The 16,544-nt window shown below is 65.4% G+C and carries 11 protein-coding genes; 10 read left to right on the forward strand and 1 reads right to left on the reverse strand.

From position 1 onward, the window contains the following. The first annotated feature begins 161 nt into the window (after positions 1-161). Genes WDO72_16300 through WDO72_16315 form a run of 4 tightly spaced genes read left to right on the forward strand, consistent with a single transcriptional unit; the run spans position 162 to position 5,110 of the window. On the forward strand, positions 162-1,781 hold the full coding sequence (locus WDO72_16300) for an alpha/beta hydrolase fold domain-containing protein (protein ID MEJ0087234.1): 1,620 nt from the start codon (positions 162-164) through the stop codon (positions 1,779-1,781). A gap of 10 nt (positions 1,782-1,791) precedes the next feature. After that, complete coding sequence (locus tag WDO72_16305; GenBank protein ID MEJ0087235.1) at positions 1,792-3,075, forward strand: hydroxymethylglutaryl-CoA reductase, degradative; 1,284 nt, start codon at positions 1,792-1,794, stop codon at positions 3,073-3,075. Positions 3,076-3,085: 10 nt separating this feature from the next. Then, a complete protein-coding gene (locus WDO72_16310; protein ID MEJ0087236.1) occupies positions 3,086-4,336 on the forward strand; it encodes a CoA transferase in 1,251 nt (416 codons plus the stop codon). A gap of 3 nt (positions 4,337-4,339) precedes the next feature. Then, entirely contained in the window at positions 4,340-5,110 is a 771-nt protein-coding gene (locus WDO72_16315) for an enoyl-CoA hydratase/isomerase family protein (protein MEJ0087237.1), read from the forward strand. On the opposite strand, the gene pruA is transcribed toward WDO72_16315, so the two are convergent. Continuing rightward, positions 5,083-6,702: an L-glutamate gamma-semialdehyde dehydrogenase gene (gene pruA / locus WDO72_16320; GenBank protein MEJ0087238.1), complete on the reverse strand. Its 1,620-nt coding sequence runs from the start codon at positions 6,700-6,702 to the stop codon at positions 5,083-5,085. The genes WDO72_16315 and pruA overlap by 28 nt on opposite strands. A gap of 83 nt (positions 6,703-6,785) precedes the next feature. Here pruA and WDO72_16325 point away from each other — a divergent pair, with 83 nt between their 5' ends. The 6 genes from WDO72_16325 (at position 6,786) to opgC (ending at position 16,523) form a co-directional block, all read left to right on the forward strand. Then, positions 6,786-7,280 (forward strand): Lrp/AsnC ligand binding domain-containing protein, encoded by a 495-nt coding sequence (locus WDO72_16325; protein MEJ0087239.1) that lies wholly within the window; start codon positions 6,786-6,788, stop codon positions 7,278-7,280. A gap of 229 nt (positions 7,281-7,509) precedes the next feature. After that, positions 7,510-10,506: a TonB-dependent receptor gene (locus WDO72_16330; GenBank protein ID MEJ0087240.1), complete on the forward strand. Its 2,997-nt coding sequence runs from the start codon at positions 7,510-7,512 to the stop codon at positions 10,504-10,506. A gap of 22 nt (positions 10,507-10,528) precedes the next feature. Further along, complete coding sequence (locus WDO72_16335) at positions 10,529-12,397, forward strand: CocE/NonD family hydrolase (GenBank protein ID MEJ0087241.1); 1,869 nt, start codon at positions 10,529-10,531, stop codon at positions 12,395-12,397. Continuing rightward, complete coding sequence (locus WDO72_16340; protein MEJ0087242.1) at positions 12,394-13,905, forward strand: amino acid permease; 1,512 nt, start codon at positions 12,394-12,396, stop codon at positions 13,903-13,905. The genes WDO72_16335 and WDO72_16340 overlap by 4 nt, the downstream gene beginning before the upstream one ends. After that, positions 13,902-15,353, forward strand: coding sequence for an amidase family protein (locus tag WDO72_16345; GenBank protein MEJ0087243.1), 1,452 nt, complete (start codon positions 13,902-13,904; stop codon positions 15,351-15,353). Before WDO72_16340 ends, WDO72_16345 begins: the two co-directional genes overlap by 4 nt. Before the next feature lie 51 nt (positions 15,354-15,404). After that, positions 15,405-16,523, forward strand: a complete 1,119-nt coding sequence (gene opgC, locus WDO72_16350) for an OpgC domain-containing protein (GenBank protein ID MEJ0087244.1) — start codon at positions 15,405-15,407, stop codon at positions 16,521-16,523. Positions 16,524-16,544: the final 21 nt, after the last annotated feature.

The following is a 16,544-nucleotide window of genomic DNA, read 5'->3' on the forward strand; positions in this document are numbered from 1 at the left end:
CGTCGGCCGCGCCGATTGTTGCGTGGCTCCGGCGGAAACTCCTTGCGCATCAATGCCCGTGTGCCCGCGCGAGGCCGTTGACCCCGGCTGGACGTCGGCCAACGCGGTATCCATATTCGCTCGCGCCAAATGCAACCACGGCTTTCACCGCGCGATCCTTCATGAGCGAACGATTCGAACCCCGCAACTCCGACGACATTCGTGCGCTGGTGAAGCAGCAGCCGCTGGCATGGGTCGTTTCCGGCGCGCCGGGCTCGCAGCATGCGACGCCGCTGCCGGTGCAGCTGGAATGTGATGACGACGGCGCACCCCGGAAGTTGTTAGGCCATTTCGCCCGCAGGAATCCGCAGGTGCGCGCGCTCGCCGCGGGCGCCCGGGCCACGGTCCTGCTGATCGGCCCGCACGGCTACATTTCCCCATCGTGGTTTCGCGACCGCACGCGCGCGCCGACCTGGAATTACGCGTCCGTGGTCTTCGATGTCGAAATCGAGTTCCACGACGAGCGCGGCGCTGCCGATCGGCTGCTCGCCGGATTGGTCACGCAAATGGAAGAGAATCGCCCCGGTGCGTGGCGTAGCGAAGAATTGGGAGCGCGCTACGAGCAACTGGCGACAGGCATCGTCGGCTTCGAGGCGCGCATCCTGGCGACGCGCAGTTGTTTCAAGCTGGGCCAGGACGAACGTGACAGCGAGTTCGCAGACATCCTGCGGGCGCTGGATATCGCGGGCGAGAAGCCGCTGGCTGACTGGATGCGCGCCTTCGGCGAATCCCGCCCGGCTACCGCGATGCCCGCGAGTCAGCCGCCGCCGCGACCGCTCGATCGGGAAATCAAACTATTCATCGATGACGTGATCGCCAAGGGGCGCGAACTCACCGCGGGCCGGACGCTCACATGGCCGCAGCGTCGCGAAATCTGCGAGCAGACGCGTGCGCCCTGGACACGCGGCGGCCCGGTGATCGCCGAGACTCGCAATGTGGTCGCCGAAACCACGGCCGGTCCCGTCGCTCTGCGCATCCACGATCCGGCTCCGGGTCAAGCCAAACCGGTTTTTGTTTTCCTGCATGGCGGTGGCTGGTCGATGTTCAGCCTCGACACACACGATCGCGTCATGCGCGAATTCGCGCATCGCAGCGGCATGGCCGTGATCGGCGTCGACTACGCGCTCTCGCCCGAAGCGCGGTATCCGGCCGCGCTGAATCAAGTCGTCGCCGTGCTGCATTGGCTGTACGAGACGGGCGGTACGCTCGGGCTCGACGGCAATCGAATCGCCCTCGGCGGCGACTCCGCGGGTGCCAATCTTTCGATGGGTGCCGCGCTGCGGCTGCGCGATTCGGGTCACGCAAATCTGGTGAAGGCCGTCTTGAGCATGTACGGAGGTTCAACGCCGGACTGCTCGCCCGTGTCACGGCAACGATACGGTACCGAGCAGGACATGCTGACCGCCACGGAAGTCGACACTTTCTGGGACAACTACATCGGCGCCGTCGGCGACCGGCGCGATCCGTACGCCGTGACCGCGCTCGCGCCGCTGCAGGGATTGCCGCCCGTGTTCCTGGTGATCGCCGAGTGCGACATCCTGGCGGAACAGAATCTGCTGATGGCGGGTCGTTTGCTCGAAGCAGGCGTGCAGATCAAGGCGAAGGTGTACCCGGGAGCGCCGCACAGTTTCATCGAGGCGGTTGCCGTCTCGCGGATCGCCAATGAGGCGATCGACGATGGGGTCGCCTTCCTGCGCTCGGTGCTGCTGCAGGACCGGGTCGCGCGCGTGCAAGTTGCTTGAGGCCGGAAACATCATGAACGATTCCCGGCTGCCAAATTTCCGCTCGCTGAGCCCTGCACAGCGCCTGCATGCGCTCGCGGAGTCTGGCTTCGTGTCGGCCGCCGACGTCGAACTACTCGCGAGTCCCGGCGCGCTGCCGGGCGCCGCCGCGGATGGGATGATCGAGAACGTCATCGGTACCTTCGAACTGCCGCTGGCGGTGGCCAGCAACTTCCGCATCAATGGCAAGGATGTCGTCGTGCCGATGGTGGTGGAGGAACCGTCGATTGTCGCCGCGGCGTCCTTCATGGCGAAACTTGCGCGCGAGTCCGGGGGATTCTTCACGTCGAGCTCGCTGCCGTTGATGCGATCGCAGATTCAGCTGGTCGGCGTGACGGATCCGTACGGCGCGCGGCAGGCGATCCTGCGCGCGCGGGCCGAGTTGATCGAGCTGGCAAACAGCCGAGACAAAGTCCTCATCGGTCTCGGTGGTGGCTGCAGGGACATCGAAGTCCATGTCTTTCCTGCGACGCCGCGCGGTCCGATGGTCGTCACGCACCTGATCGTGGACGTGCGTGACGCGATGGGTGCGAACACCGTGAACACGATGGCGGAAGCCGTCGCCACGAGGATCGAGAGCCTCACGGGAGGTTCGGTTCGCCTGCGCATCCTGTCCAACCTTGCCGACCTCAGGCTCGCCAGGGCGAGTGTGCGCGCATCGCCCGCGGTTCTCGCCACGTCAGAATTTTCCGGTGAACGCGTGATCGACGGAATGCTCGATGCCTACACGTTCGCCCTCGTGGATCCCTATCGCGCCGCCACGCACAACAAGGGGATCATGAACGGCATCGATCCGGTGGTCGTTGCCACCGGCAACGACTGGCGGGCGGTCGAGGCGGGCGCGCATGCCTACGCGGCGCGCGGGGGCCGCTACACGTCACTAACTACCTGGGAGCGAGCCGGCAACGGTGACCTGGTCGGCACCATCGAGATGCCGATGCCGGTCGGGCTGGTGGGCGGCGCGACCAAAACCCATCCGCTGGCGCGCGTGGCGTTGCGGATCCTGCAGGTGAAGACGGCGCAGGAGCTGGCCGAGATCATCGTGGCCGTCGGGCTCGCGCAGAACATGGGCGCGATGCGGGCGCTGGCCACCGAAGGAATCCAGCGCGGGCACATGGCGCTGCATGCCCGCAACATCGTCGTGGCGGCGGGCGCGGTCGGCACCGAGGTGGATTCAATCGTCAAAAGCATGGTCGAGAAGCGCGACGTCCGGATGGACCTGGCCGTCGAACTACTGGCGCGGGCGCGCAAGTGAGATTCCCGCCGTGAACGCCGAAACCCGGCGTAGCGCGGCGAGCGAAGCTCCAACCGCTCCCGTGACGGGGCCGCTGCGCGGCGTACTGGTGCTCGATCTGACGCGCGTGGTCGCCGGCCCGTATTGCACGATGATGCTGGCCGACCTCGGGGCCACCGTCATCAAGATCGAGAATCCGCGCGACCCCGACTACGTACGCACATTTCCGCCGATGGTGGAGCAGGGCGAGGAACGATTCAGCGGATTTTTCGCCCAATACAACCGGCACAAACTCGGTGTGACCCTGGATCTGAAAACTCCGCGCGGACGCGAGCTGTTCCTGGACATGGTCAGGCAGGCGCACGTCGTCGTCGAAAACTTTCGGCCCGGCACGATGAGCAAGCTGGGTCTGGGGTTCGATGCGCTGAGCAAGGTGAATCCACGGCTCATCTACACCGGCATCAGCGGCTTCGGGCAAAGCGGCCCGAACTCCTCACGCCCCGCCTACGACAACTCCGCGCAGGCGAGCGGCGGACTGTGGTCGATGAACGGCGCGCCCGGCGAACCGCAGCGCGTCGGAACGATCATTGGCGATCTGGCCGCATCGTTGTACGCGGCGCTAGGCACCGTCGCGGCACTGCGCGAGGCCGAGAGCAGCGGCGTGGGCCGGCTCGTGGACATCTCGCAGCAGGACGCGGTGTTCACGCTGACCGAGAACGCGGTCGTCAACTTCACGGCGCATCGGAAGATTGCCGAGCCGCTCGGCAACGACCATCCGTTCGTGCGGCCTTACGGACGGTACGCGTGCAAGGACGGCCACGTGTTCTTCGGCGCGTACACGGACAAGTTCTGGCAGGAGGCGTGCGCTGCCTTCGGCACGCCGGAGTTCGCGGCGGATCCCGAGATCGACACCATGGCGAAGCGTTTCGACCTCGACGTCTACGCGCGCCGTGTCGAGCCGATCGTTCGCGGCTGGTTTGCCGGCAAGACCAAGCAGGAGCTCGAGGCCATCGCGTCCGACCGTTTTCCGTTGAGCCCGATTAAGAACATCGCGGAGGCCGCCGAAGACCCGCACATGGTGTCGCGCGACATGCTGGTCGACGTGGCGTACGGAGCCGCCAAGGTCAAAGTCTTCGGATCGGCCGTTCATTTGTCCGGAGTGCCCGCCGCCGGCGAGCCGCAGGTGCCCTTGTTAGGTCAGCACAACGAGGCCGTTTTCATGGACTGGCTCGGCCTGGACCGGAATGCATTCGACTCGCTGTGCGAGAGCAAGGTGATCTGACCGATGTCCATCATTTATGACCGCCAGGACGGCATTGCCCGCATCTGCATCGACCGGCCGGCGAAGCTCAATGCCTTGACGTTGGCGATGTACGACGAACTGGGTCGAGTATTCGCAGCTGCAGCCGCAGACGATGACGTGCGGGTGGTCGTTCTCACCGGTGCGGGCGAGCGCGCGTTTTGTGTGGGCGCCGACCTCAAGGAATCCATCCCGGCCCTGGCGCGTAACGACATCGACATCTCCGCGTGGGACGCCGCGCATCTCAAGAGCGTGAACATCGACAAGCCCGTCATCTGCGCGGTCAACGGGCTGTGCATGGGTGGCGGCTTCGAGATCATGCTCGCGACCGACCTGCGCATCGCCGCGAGCACGGCCGAGTTCTGCCTGCCCGAGGTCACTCTCGGCATCGTGCCTGCGGGCGGCACGCTGGTGCGGCTCGTGCGACAGATCGGTTTCGCTGCGGCGATGGAAATCCTGATGACGGGCGAACGCTTCGGCAGCGAACACCTGCTGCGAGTCGGCGTCCTCAACCGCGTGGTTGCACCCGAGCGCCTCTCGGAGACCGTCGCGCAATTGGCGGAGCGCCTCGCGCGGATGAGTCCCACCGCGCTCAAGGTCATCAAACAATCGGTCCGGGAACTGCGCGATCTGCCATTGCAGGACGCGTTTCGCCGCGAAGCCGAGCTCGGACAGCTGGCGTTCACGAGCGCCGAAGCGAAGCGGGCCCTGGCGGCGTTCGCCGCGGGTCACAGGCCCGATGCAAGGAAGGGATAACGATAGTTAGTTGGCGACACGAAGGTTTCCTTGACGACGCGCGGGGATACCCAGCGCATGAGGTTCCACATCGATCCGGCCTTGTCGTTCGTGCCGGAGGCGCGCGCGCCGCCAAAGGGCTGTTGCCCGACGACCGCGCCGGTGGGTTTGTCGTTGATGTAGAAATTGCCGGCGGCGTTGCGCAGCGTCGTCAACGCCAGCGCGACGGCCGCGCGCTCGCGCGCGAACACCGCGCCCGTCAGGCCGTAGTCACTGTGGGTGTCGATTTCATGGAGAACTTCGTCATAACGCGCATCGTCGTACACGTAGACCATCGCGATGGGGCCGAACAACTCCTCGCGCATCAGGCGCGTGCCCGGATCGCCGGTGAGCACGAGCGTCGGATCGACGAAGTATCCGCGCGTGCGATCGGTGCGTCCGCCGGCGACGATCTCCAGGCCACCCGTATGCCGCGCTTCGGCGATGGCTGCATCGTGGCGAGTCCAGGCTTTTGCATCGATGACCGCCCCCATGAAGTTGCCGAAGTCGGCCACATCACCGACGCGGATGGTCGCCATTTCATCGCACAGCGCCTCCCGCAGCCGCAGCCAGCGCGAGCGCGGCAGGTAGAGGCGCGATGCCGCGGAGCACTTCTGCCCCTGGTACTCGAATGCGCCGCGGATGATCGCGGTGACCACGGCGGCATCGTCGGCGCTCGCATGGGCGACGAGAAAGTTCTTGCCACCGGTCTCGCCGACCACGCGTGGATAGGCGCGATAACGTGTCGGGTGTGCCGCGACTTCCTTCAGGATGCCGTTGAACACGCCAGTCGAACCGGTGAAGTGAACACCCGCGAGATCGCGGTCGGCCAGCACCCGCGCGGTGATCCCGGCAGGATCGCCGTACACGAGATTGATCACGCCCTCCGGCAGACCGGCGGCGCGCAGCAGCGCCATGACGAAGTGCGCCGAGTACATCGCCGTCGCGGCCGGCTTCCACACGACGGTGTTGCCCATCAACGCGGGCGCCGTCGGCAGGTTGCCCGCGATGGCCGTGAAGTTGAACGGCGTGATCGCGAACACGAAGCCCTCGAGCGGCCGGTAGTCGAGCCGGTTCCACGTGCCATCCGCCGAAAGTGGCTGCTCCGAATACATCCGGTGCAGGAATTCCACATTGAAGCGCCAGAAATCGATGAGCTCGGCCGCCGCATCGATTTCGGCCTGGTGCAGGGTCTTCGACTGGCCCAGCATCGTTGCGGCATTGAGCGCGTCGCGCCACGGTCCCGCGAGCAACTCGGCGGCTTTCAGGAACACCGCGGCGCGCTCGCTCCAGTGACACGCGCCCCACGCGGGCGCCGCGCGCTTCGCCGCCGCGATGGCGGCCGCGATCTCGGGCTCCGCCGCGAGGTGCGCGTCTGCGACGACGCGCGCATGGTCGTGCGGCAGGGTAGATGGGAGCGTGCGCCCGGTGCGTACCTCGCGCCCGTCGATGACCAGCGGCAAATCGATGCGCTCGCTTGAACGGCGCGACAGCTCGCGCGCGAGCGATGCGCGCTCGGCGGAGCCCGGCAGATATTCCCGCACGCGTTCGTTGCGTGGGGCGGGAGGCCGCATGAGGGCGTCGAATCCTGGGTTCATGACGCGGCACTGTGAAGAGTCAGCGGGCGTCGAATCGCCTGAAAACATCGGAGACGAACGTGAAATCGACGGAAAAGGCGGCGGCACGCGTGCTCGACCGGACGGATCGACGGCTGCTCGCGCGGCTGCAGGAGGACGGCCGTGTGCCGGTCGCGAAACTCGCGCGCGAGCTGCAGCTGAGCGTCACGCCGTGCCTAGAGCGCGTGCGGCGCCTCGAAGCCGACGGCTACATCCTGGGTTATCACGCGCTGCTGTCACCGCTGCAGCTGGGACAACATCTGCTCGCCTACGTGCAGGTGGGGCTCGACCGGACGACGCCCGAAGTCTTCGAGCGTTTCAAATCCGCCATGGAAGCGCTCGACGCGGTGCAGGAGTGCCACATGGTGGCGGGCGGCTTCGATTACATCCTGAAGATCCGTGTCCGCGACATGCACGAGTACCGCAAGATCCTGAGCGGCGATATCGCCAGCGTGCGCGGCGTGCACCAGACGCATACGTACTTCGTGATGGAGGAGGTGAAGGCCTCGAATCGCCTGCGCGTGCCGCGCGGGTGAATCACCGTGCCGCGCGTGGTTTCGGTGCGCCAGATCCTATCAATCTGCGTCGCATGCCCGAAGCGATCCTGCGTATTTCCGGCCGCGCGCCGCGCGCATTCTTGCGCCCCGGGATCATAAATACCTTGTGTATCAAGGCTCGCGGAGCTCAGGCAGCACGCGCCAAGCCGGTGGACTCGCATCATCGGCATGGCGATATTCCGAACCGGGTCGCAGGGGTCGCTACAAGATGAAAACAATATCCATCGCACGTCTGTTGTCGGTATCGGTCGCGTTGTTTGCATTCGCGTCGACCGAAGTGCACGCGCAGGCCACCACGGGCTCGCTGTCAGGCGCCGCGCCACCGGGTGCCACGGTCTCCATCCAGAGCGACACGGGTGTCGCGCGCGAAGTCGAAGTCGACGAACGCGGGCGTTATCAGTTTTCGCAGCTGCCGCTCGGCACCTACCAGGTGGAGCTCAAGCGGGATGGCGCGACGGTCGATTCGCGCAAGAACATCCTGCTCACCGTGAACGCGAATACCGATGTCTCGTTCACGGGCGCCGCCGCGGAACTGGAGACGATCATCGTCACCGGCGCGCGCGCACCCGGCCTCATCGACGTGAAGAGCGTCGACTCACGCACGGTGGTCACGGCGGCCGAACTCGAGCGCCTGCCGCTGCAATATTCGGCGGAGGCGATCGCGAAACTCGCGCCGGGCGTGGTGGGCAACGCGGCGGGATTCACCGGGCCTACGGGCGAATCGGTGGTCAGCTTCGGCGGCGCCTCGGCGGCCGAGAACGCGTACTACATCAACGGCTTCAACACGACAGACCCGTTGAACGGTCTCGGCGGATTGTCGCTGCCGTACGCGGCGATCGACCAGCAGGAAATCTACACCGGCGGATTCAGCGCGAAGTACGGACGCTCCGCCGGCGGCGTGATCAATGCGGTGGGCAAGCGCGGCACCAACGAATGGAAGTTCGGCGCCGAGTTCACCACCGAACCGGATGGCACGCGCTCGAGCGAACGCGACATCTACTATCCCGCCGACGGCACGCTCTACGAACCGGCGAGCCGCAGCGCATCGAGCAGCACAGTGGCCACGTTCTCCGCCGGCGGCCCCATCGTGAAGGACCGGTTGTTCTTCTTCGCGGCCTATCAATTCGACCGCGAAGACGGCGAAGCCATCGGCAGCATCGAGGACCAGGACTCGTTCACCAGCTATCGACGCGAGCAGCCGCGCTGGTACGCCAAGCTCGACTGGAACATCAGCGACAGCCATCGCCTCGAATTCACCGGCGCTTCGAGCGAGCTCAAGACCCGCGGCACTCTCTACGCCTACGACTACGAAGCGATCGAGCGCAGCGACTTGTTAGGCCCTGCCAACAACACGCGTAGCGGCGGCACGTTGTGGAGCGCCAAGTACACCGGCTATCTCACCGACAGCCTCACCGTCAGCGCGCTGTACGGCCGCTCGGACATCGACGATGTGCTGGCAACGCCGGGTTACGACGATCAGTTCTCCTACGTGGACGGGCTCTTTTTCCAGAACCCGGCGTACACCGGGGGTGAGCCGGTCCGCAGCCCGCAGACCACGGCGGTGATCACGGATCCGCGGCGCGGCAACTCGAGCTCGAGCCTGCGTTTCGACGTGAACTGGATCCTGGGAAATCACAACCTGACCGTCGGCATCGACAATCTGACTTCGAAGGCAAAACACTACGGTGAAGCCGCGTCGGGACCGGATCACCTGAGCTGGGTCTACGGCCAGGCCGATCCGACCTTGCCCATCAACGAAGTGCTCGGCGTGCCCGCGACCGGCGACTTCGCCAATGGTGAGGAAGGGTATTACGTCTCTTTGTACAACTACTCGTGGAACACCAACGTCGAGTCGAAGCAGACCGCGCAGTACATCGAGGACAACTGGCAGGTAAGCGACAAATTCCTGCTGAGTCTCGGCGTGCGGCTCGATCAGTTCACCAACTACAACAGCGAAGGTGACGCGTACATCAAGCAATCGAGCGGGCAGTGGGCGCCGCGTATCGGCTTCAGCTGGGATGTGAAAGACGATTCGAGCTTCAAGGTGTTCGGCAATGCGGGCCGTTACTACCTCGCGCTGCCGCTGTTCCCGGCGTTCGGTGCCGCGGGCGCGGTAACCCAGACCGACACGTACTACACGTATGGCGGCATCGACGCGAACGGTTATCCGACCGATCTCACGCAGATGTCGGATGCGGTTTCGTTCCTCAACTTCTTCGGCAACCTGCCGGATCCGAAGTCCGTGGCGTCGAAGGGAATCGAGCCGTCCTACCAGGACGAGTTCATCCTCGGATTCAGCAAGCTGCTCGGCGAGAACTGGGCGTACGGCGTGAAGGCGACCTATCGCACGCTCAAGGCAGGCATCGACGATTTCTGCGATCGCGGCACGTTGTTCGACAAGGCCGCGGCGCTCGGCTACGACATCGACGTGGCTAACTATCGCGGCAGCTGCTGGCTGTTCAACCCCGGCGAGACCAACACCTTCAACCTCATCGACGCGAACGGCGACTACGCGCCGGTCACGCTCACGAACGACGAGATAGGTTTCCCGGAGTTCAAGCGCGACTACTACGCGGTGAATTTCACGCTCGAGCACCGCTTCGCGGACCGCTGGTTCGGCAAGCTGGACTACACCTTCTCGCGCAGCTACGGCACCACCGAAGGCCAGGTGCTCTCGACCATCCAGCAAAGCGGCGCGGCGGTGACGCTCGACTGGGACTACGCCTCCCTCATGGCGAACGCGAACGGCCCGCAGAACAACGACCATACACATCAGCTCAAGCTGTACGGTTACTACGAGATCAATCCGCAGTGGCTGGTGTCGGCAAACTTCAGCGCCATCTCCGGCGCACCGAAAGGCGGGCTCGGCGTGTACGTGGATCCCGATGATCCGGAGAACACCGATCCGGCGGGTTACGGCTTCCCGTTCTATCGCTTCGTCGACGGGCAACCGGCGCCGCTCGGCAGCCTCGGCCGCATGCCGTGGATGACCCAGCTCGACCTCGGTGTGAGCTGGCGGCCGGCATTCGCCGACGGCGGTTTCAAGGTGGGAATCGACGTGTTCAACGTGTTCGACCAGCAGGCGCCGATCTGGCGCTCGCCGTATTCGGCCTATGCGCCGGGACTGCCGAGCCCGCTGTATGGCGCCGCCGTCTTGCGGCAAGCTCCGCGCTCGGTGCGTTTCGGGATCAGCTACAACTTCTGATCGGGAGGTCGGAATGACGTCGATGGGCGCAGGAAGTGTGAGGGTCGTGCGCCGTCTCGCGTCGTCACTGCTGCTGGCGCTGGTCCTGCTGCCGGCCGTGCACGGCGCCAGTGAAACGCCGAACTACGAACGCCGCGCGGTCGAGATCCCCATGCGCGACGGCGTCACGCTGCACACGGTGATCGTCGTGCCGAACGGGGCGAAGGACGCGCCGCTGCTGCTCACACGTACGCCCTACGGCGCCGAGTACATGACGTCGCATGCGGTGACGAACGATCTGCGTGTGCTGCTGCAGGGCTTCGACAACGTCAACGATGTCATCGTCGATGGCGGTTACATCCGCGTCGTGCAGGACATCCGCGGCAAGAACGGCTCCGGCGGCGATTTCACCATCACGCGCCCGCTCAAGGGAACCGCGCTCAACACGAGTACCACCGACGAATCCACCGACGCATACGACACTATCGAGTGGCTCGTGAAGAACGTGCCCGAGTCGAATGGCAAGGTGGGCATCATCGGTGTTTCCTACGACGGCTTCCTCGCATTGATGGCGCTCGTCGATCCGCACCCGGCGCTGAAAGTGGCGGTGCCCATGGATCCGATGGTCGACGGATGGATGGGTGACGACTGGTTTCACAATGGCGCGTTCCGTCAGCTCACGATCGCCGCGCTGTACGGCAGCGACGAGCGTGACAACTCCGGCTCGTTTCCCTGGAACGCCACGGATATCTACGATGTCTTCATGCGCGCCGGTTCCGTCGGCGAGCTGGCGCGTCAACACGGCATGGAGACGACGAGCTTCTGGAAGAACATCACCGACCATCCCGCGTACGACGAGTTCTGGGAGCCACAGGCGGTGGACAAACTACTCGCGGCGCGCTCGTTGACCGTGCCGGTGATGCTGGTCAGCTCGCTGTGGGACCAGGAAGATATCTACGGCGCGCCGGCGGTGTACCGCGCGCTCGAGCCGCAGGACAAGGACAATCGTCAGGTGTATCTCACGATCGGTCCGTGGGCGCATGGCCAATCGCGGGAAGAGGGCAGCAAGATCGGCAACCTGCGCTTCGATCACGACACGGCGAAATGGTGGCGCACGAACGTGCTCGCGCCGTTCCTCGCGCACTATCTGAAGGGTGCGGCTCAAGACACCTCGCCGGTCACGGCTTTCCAGTCCGGCACGCAGCGTTGGCAGCATCTCGCGCAGTGGCCGCCCGGGCCTTCGAAAGCGAAGCTCTATCTAAAGCCCGGGATGGCGCTCGGATTCGAGCCGGTGCGCGGTCGCGCGCAGAGCGTCGAGTATGTTTCGGACCCCGCCAAGCCGGTGCCGTTCGTCCCGCGGCCGATTCGCGTCGATGACGATCTCAAGCAGTGGCAGTCCTGGCTCACCTCCGATCAGCGCCACGCGGGCTCGCGTCCCGACGTGCTTACCTTCTCGTCCGACGTGCTCGCCGATGCGGTGACGATCGCCGGCGAGCCGTTCGTGAATCTCACCGCGTCGACCAGCGGCACCGACAGTGATTGGGTGGTGAAGCTCATCGACGTGTACCCGGACCAGGTGGCAGGCGAGGCCGACATGGGCGGCTACCAGCTGCCCATCGCGATGCAAATTTTTCGCGGGCGCTATCGCGAATCGTTGTCTCAGCCCAAGCCGCTCAAACCGAATGCACCGCTCGCGTACCGGTTCGCGCTGCCGCAGGCGAACCACGTGTTCCTGCCGGGCCACCGCATCATGGTGCAGGTGCAGTCGAGCTGGTTCGGGCTCTACGATCGCAATCCGCAGACCTTCGTGCCTAACATCTTTGTTGCCAAACCCGCGGACTACGTGAAGGCAACGCAAAAAGTGATCGTCGCCGGCCCGGCTGCGAGCTACGTCGAATTGCCAATCCCGTGAGCAGCCCCCTGAACACTTCTTCTACGCAGACATTGCGTCCCTCGCTTGGCTGGGGCGGCCTGCTCGTGCTCGGTATCTCGAACATTCTCGGCGCCGGCGTCTTTGTGATGACGGGAACGGCCGCGGCATTTTTCTCCGGTCCCGCGGTCACGATTTCGTTCCTGCTCGCCGGCTTTGCCGTCCTGCTGGTGGCGCTGTGTTACACGGAGCTGGCCTCCTGCCTGCCCGAGTCCGGCTCTTCTTATACGTACTGCCGGCGAATCCTCGGCAACGTGCCCGGCTGGTCGCTCGGCTGGCTGTTGTTTCTGGAATTCAGCGTGGCCGCTTCGCTCGTGGCCGTCGGATTCTCGGGCTATCTACTGAGCCTGCTCGCGGACTTCGGCATCCACGTGCCCGCCACCGTTTCGACCGCGTTGATCACGGCCACCAACGGCCCGAACGGCGGCACCGAATTCGGCATCGGCAACGGCGTCAATCTGATTGCGGCGCTGAGCGTCCTGTGTGTCGGTGGCATCCTCGCGCTCGGCATTTCACGCTCCGCATCGCTCAGCGCCTTGCTGGTGGTTGTCAAAATCGCCGTGTTGCTCGCATTCCTGGTCGTCGGCGTGCGGGCGGTGGATCCCGCCAACTGGCATCCCTACGTGCCCGCGAACGAGGGCGGGTTCAGATACGGCTGGGAAGGAGTGGCGCGCGGAGCGTCGCTGCTGTACTTCGCGTTCCTCGGGTTCGAAACGGTTTCGACGGCCGCCGCCGAAGCGCGCGATCCGCAACGCGACATGCCGATCGGCATCTTGGGATCGCTCGCGGTGTGCGCATCGCTGTACGTGCTCGTCGCCGTGGTGCTGACGGGCATCGTGCCGTTCCGGGAGTTGGGTGTGCCCGACCCCATCGCGGTCGCCGTCAACCGCATCGGCTGGCCATGGATTGCGATCGTCATCAAGATCGGTGCGCTTGCGGGGCTCGGCTCCGTGTTGCTGGCGAACGCGTTCGGGCATTCGCGCATGTGTTACGCGATGTCGCGCGATGGGTTGCTGCCGCCGTTGTTCTCGAGCCTGCACCCGCGCCGCAACAGCCTGTGGAAGGCCAACCTGCTGTTGGCCGGAATCGCGGCCGTGAATGCGGCGCTGCTGCCCATGGCGGTGCTGGCGGACCTGATTTCGTTCGGCGTGGCGCTGACGTTCGTGTGCATCGGCATCAGCCTCATCCACATGCGCACCACGCGGCCCGAACTCGTCGGCCGATTCCGCGTGCCGCTGGGCGGCGTGTGGATTCGCGGCATCTGGTTCGGCACAGTGCCGGTGCTGGCGATCGTCGTGAGCATCGCGATGACGCTGCCGGTGACGCTGGATCTCATCGGCCAGGCGCGGCGCGGTGAGTGGCTGCCGACGTGCCTGATGCTTTCGTACCTGGCGATCGGAATCGCGATTTACACCTTCTATGGACGCGCGCGCGTCTCCGCCTCGTGGCGCATGCCGGCGATTGCAGCCTCCAGCGTTTCCGAAAGATGAAACCGCGCGCGGTCTCGCTGTCCGACGCGCTGGCGCTCGGGCGTCTCGACGCGCATGACCAGGCGCGTCTGGTACACACACGCGAGCTGCCGCCTGAAGCATTGGTCGAAGCGGCGCTGCTGCGTATCGAAGCACTCGATCCCGCGCTGGGTGCGCTCAGTGAAATTGCGCCCGCGGCCGTGCGCACCGAACTACTCGCGGCGCCGCCCGAGGCCGGATCCTTCTGCGGCGTGCCGTGGCTGCCGAAGGACTCGCTCGATTACCCCGGCATGCCGACCACGTCCGGTTCGCGCAGCCGCAGTCGCAAACCCGTCGCGCGCGGCCATGAATACGCGAGGCGATTGCGCAATACCGGGCTCGTCGCCGTAGGCAAATCGGCGATGCCGGAATTCGGGTTGTTAGCCTCCACCGAACCGCTCGCGGGGCCGCTCACGCGCAACCCGTGGTCGCTCGCGCATTCGCCGGGCGGCTCCAGCGGCGGCGCGGCCGCGGCCGTCGCCGCGGGTCTCGTGCCGCTCGCGCATGGCAGCGACGGAGGTGGTTCGATCCGGCTGCCAGCATCCTGTTGCGGTGTGGTAGGGCTCAAGCCGGGGCGGGACAGCACGGTGCGCGTGCGCTCACGCAACGCGATCGAGGATCTGCTGGTCGGCGATGGGCTGATGGCACGCAGCGTGCGCGATGTCGCGTGGGGCTTCGCGGCCGCACATCGCGACCCCGCGCGTGTCGCGATCAAGGCGGCCGCACCGCGCCGGCTGTCCATTGCCATCATCGAAAACGGCCTTGGCGGCAAACCGCCGACCGCCGACGTGCTGCGCGCGCTCGAAGGCACCGCTGGTTTGTGCCGCTCGCTCGGGCATCGCGTGCAGCGTGCTTCATGGCCCGTCGACGGCTCCGCGGTGCTCGCCGATTTCGAGAATCTCTGGTCGCATGTCGCCGCCGATTGTGTCGATGCCGCGCGCGCGCAGCACGGCGAGGCACCGCTCGAAGATTTGCTCGAGCCATGGACGCTCGCGCTCGCGACGCGAGCCGAACGATTGCCGACCGCCGCGCTCGAGCGCATCTACTCGCAGTTCGCGCAGCTGCCGGCGCAGCTCGCGCGGTTCTTCGGCGAGTACGACGTGCTGTTGACGCCGGTGGTGAGCGCGCCGCCGCCGCCGCTCGGCACCTTCGGTCCCGCGGTCCCTGCCGAGCAGCTCTTGAAATCGATGTTCGAGTGGGTCGATTACACGCCGCTCCACAATCTGGCCGGCACGGCCGCGATGTCGCTGCCGCTGTTCGAGAGCGCCGAAGGCCTGCCGATCGGCAGCATGTTCGCCGCCGATCGGGGCCAGGAAGACATGTTGCTGGCGCTCGCGTTCGAGCTGGAAGCCGCGCTGCCGTGGGCGGCGCGCTGGCCGCGGCACAGCGTCGCGAGTTCGCATCCCGAGACCGCCGCAACGCTGGCGTGAATCGGCACAGCGGAGCATCATGCGGCGGATTCACGAACGGGGGCCCGCATCGTGCCACGCAACCCAGCGATCGATGTCCTGCGGGGCGTCCTTTTGCTGCTCATGACCATGACGCATCTGCCCACGGTGTGGTCGACCGCCGTCGGCGAACCGTTGGGTTTCATATCCGCCGCTGAGGGTTTCGTCTTTCTGTCGGCCTTCATGGCCGGCAAGATTTTCATCGAGCACCAGGAGCGCGACGGCGTCGGCGCCGCGAGCCGCTGGATGCTCGGCCGCGCGCTGCGTCTGTATCTCTTGCATCTGTTGCTCCTGATCCTCGCGTTCACCGTCGTCGCCTGGATTGCCACGACGTTCAATCGGCCGGCGGCGCGAAACCTTCTCGACTTCTATCTACAGTCGCCGCAAAGGGCGGTAGTGGGCGGCGTCGCCTTGATGTATCGACCGCCATTGCTCGACATTCTGCCGATGTACGTGCTGTTCTTTCTTGGCACACCCGTGGTCATGAGTGCCGCATCCCGCTGGGGATGGCGATGGGCTCTGGGCATCAGCACGGCAGTCTGGGTCGCCGCGCAGTTCGGCCTGCGCGCGTGGATTCACGTGTTTTTGGAAGGCGTGACGGGATGGGACATACCGCTGAACGCGAGCGGCTCGTTCGATCTGTACGCGTGGCAGTTTCTATGGATGTTAGGTCTGTGGTTTGGCGCCATCGGCTTTGGCCAGACGCGGCAGATCGTTGCATCCACCAGCGGCATGCTGAACATTGCGCTCGCGATATCTTGCGCGTTGCTCGCGTGGCGCTACTCGAGCGGACCCATGGGCTTCACTGATCTGGCGCGCCACCTGTTCTGGATCGACAAGTGGACGTTGTCGCCCGTACGGGTGATCAACTTCGCGGCGCTGCTGCTCGTGATCATCGGTTTCGGCGCGAGCGTCTCTCGGCGGCTGCGTATTCCTCGCGTGGAAGCTTTGGGGCAGGCTTCGTTGTGGGTTTTTGTCGCCCACATCGCGTTCGTGCTGCTGTCGTTGTGCCTGATCGGCGGTGACGAGCAACCGCTTGGCGGTGTTTCCGGGATGCTGCTGGTCGTGGCGGGGTATCTGATCCTTTTCCTGACGGCGGCCATTTATCGGAGCATCCGCCGGCAACGAGCCCGGGGCGCGCCGTGCGCGTGAGCGGCAACCGGTAATCCGGTT

The organism is Pseudomonadota bacterium (assembly GCA_037200975.1).
GTDB lineage: Bacteria > Pseudomonadota > Gammaproteobacteria > Steroidobacterales > Steroidobacteraceae > CADEED01.

Coding starts and splice junctions, on each gene's coding strand:
- WDO72_16345 (MEJ0087243.1), top strand. CDS start 13,902: ATGAAACCGCGCGCGGTCTCGCTGTCCGACGCGCTGGCGCTCGGGCGT.
- pruA (MEJ0087238.1), bottom strand. CDS start 6,702: ATGCGGCCTCCCGCCCCACGCAACGAACGCGTGCGGGAATATCTGCCG.
- WDO72_16300 (MEJ0087234.1), top strand. CDS start 162: ATGAGCGAACGATTCGAACCCCGCAACTCCGACGACATTCGTGCGCTG.
- WDO72_16330 (MEJ0087240.1), top strand. CDS start 7,510: ATGAAAACAATATCCATCGCACGTCTGTTGTCGGTATCGGTCGCGTTG.
- WDO72_16335 (MEJ0087241.1), top strand. CDS start 10,529: ATGGGCGCAGGAAGTGTGAGGGTCGTGCGCCGTCTCGCGTCGTCACTG.
- WDO72_16315 (MEJ0087237.1), top strand. CDS start 4,340: ATGTCCATCATTTATGACCGCCAGGACGGCATTGCCCGCATCTGCATC.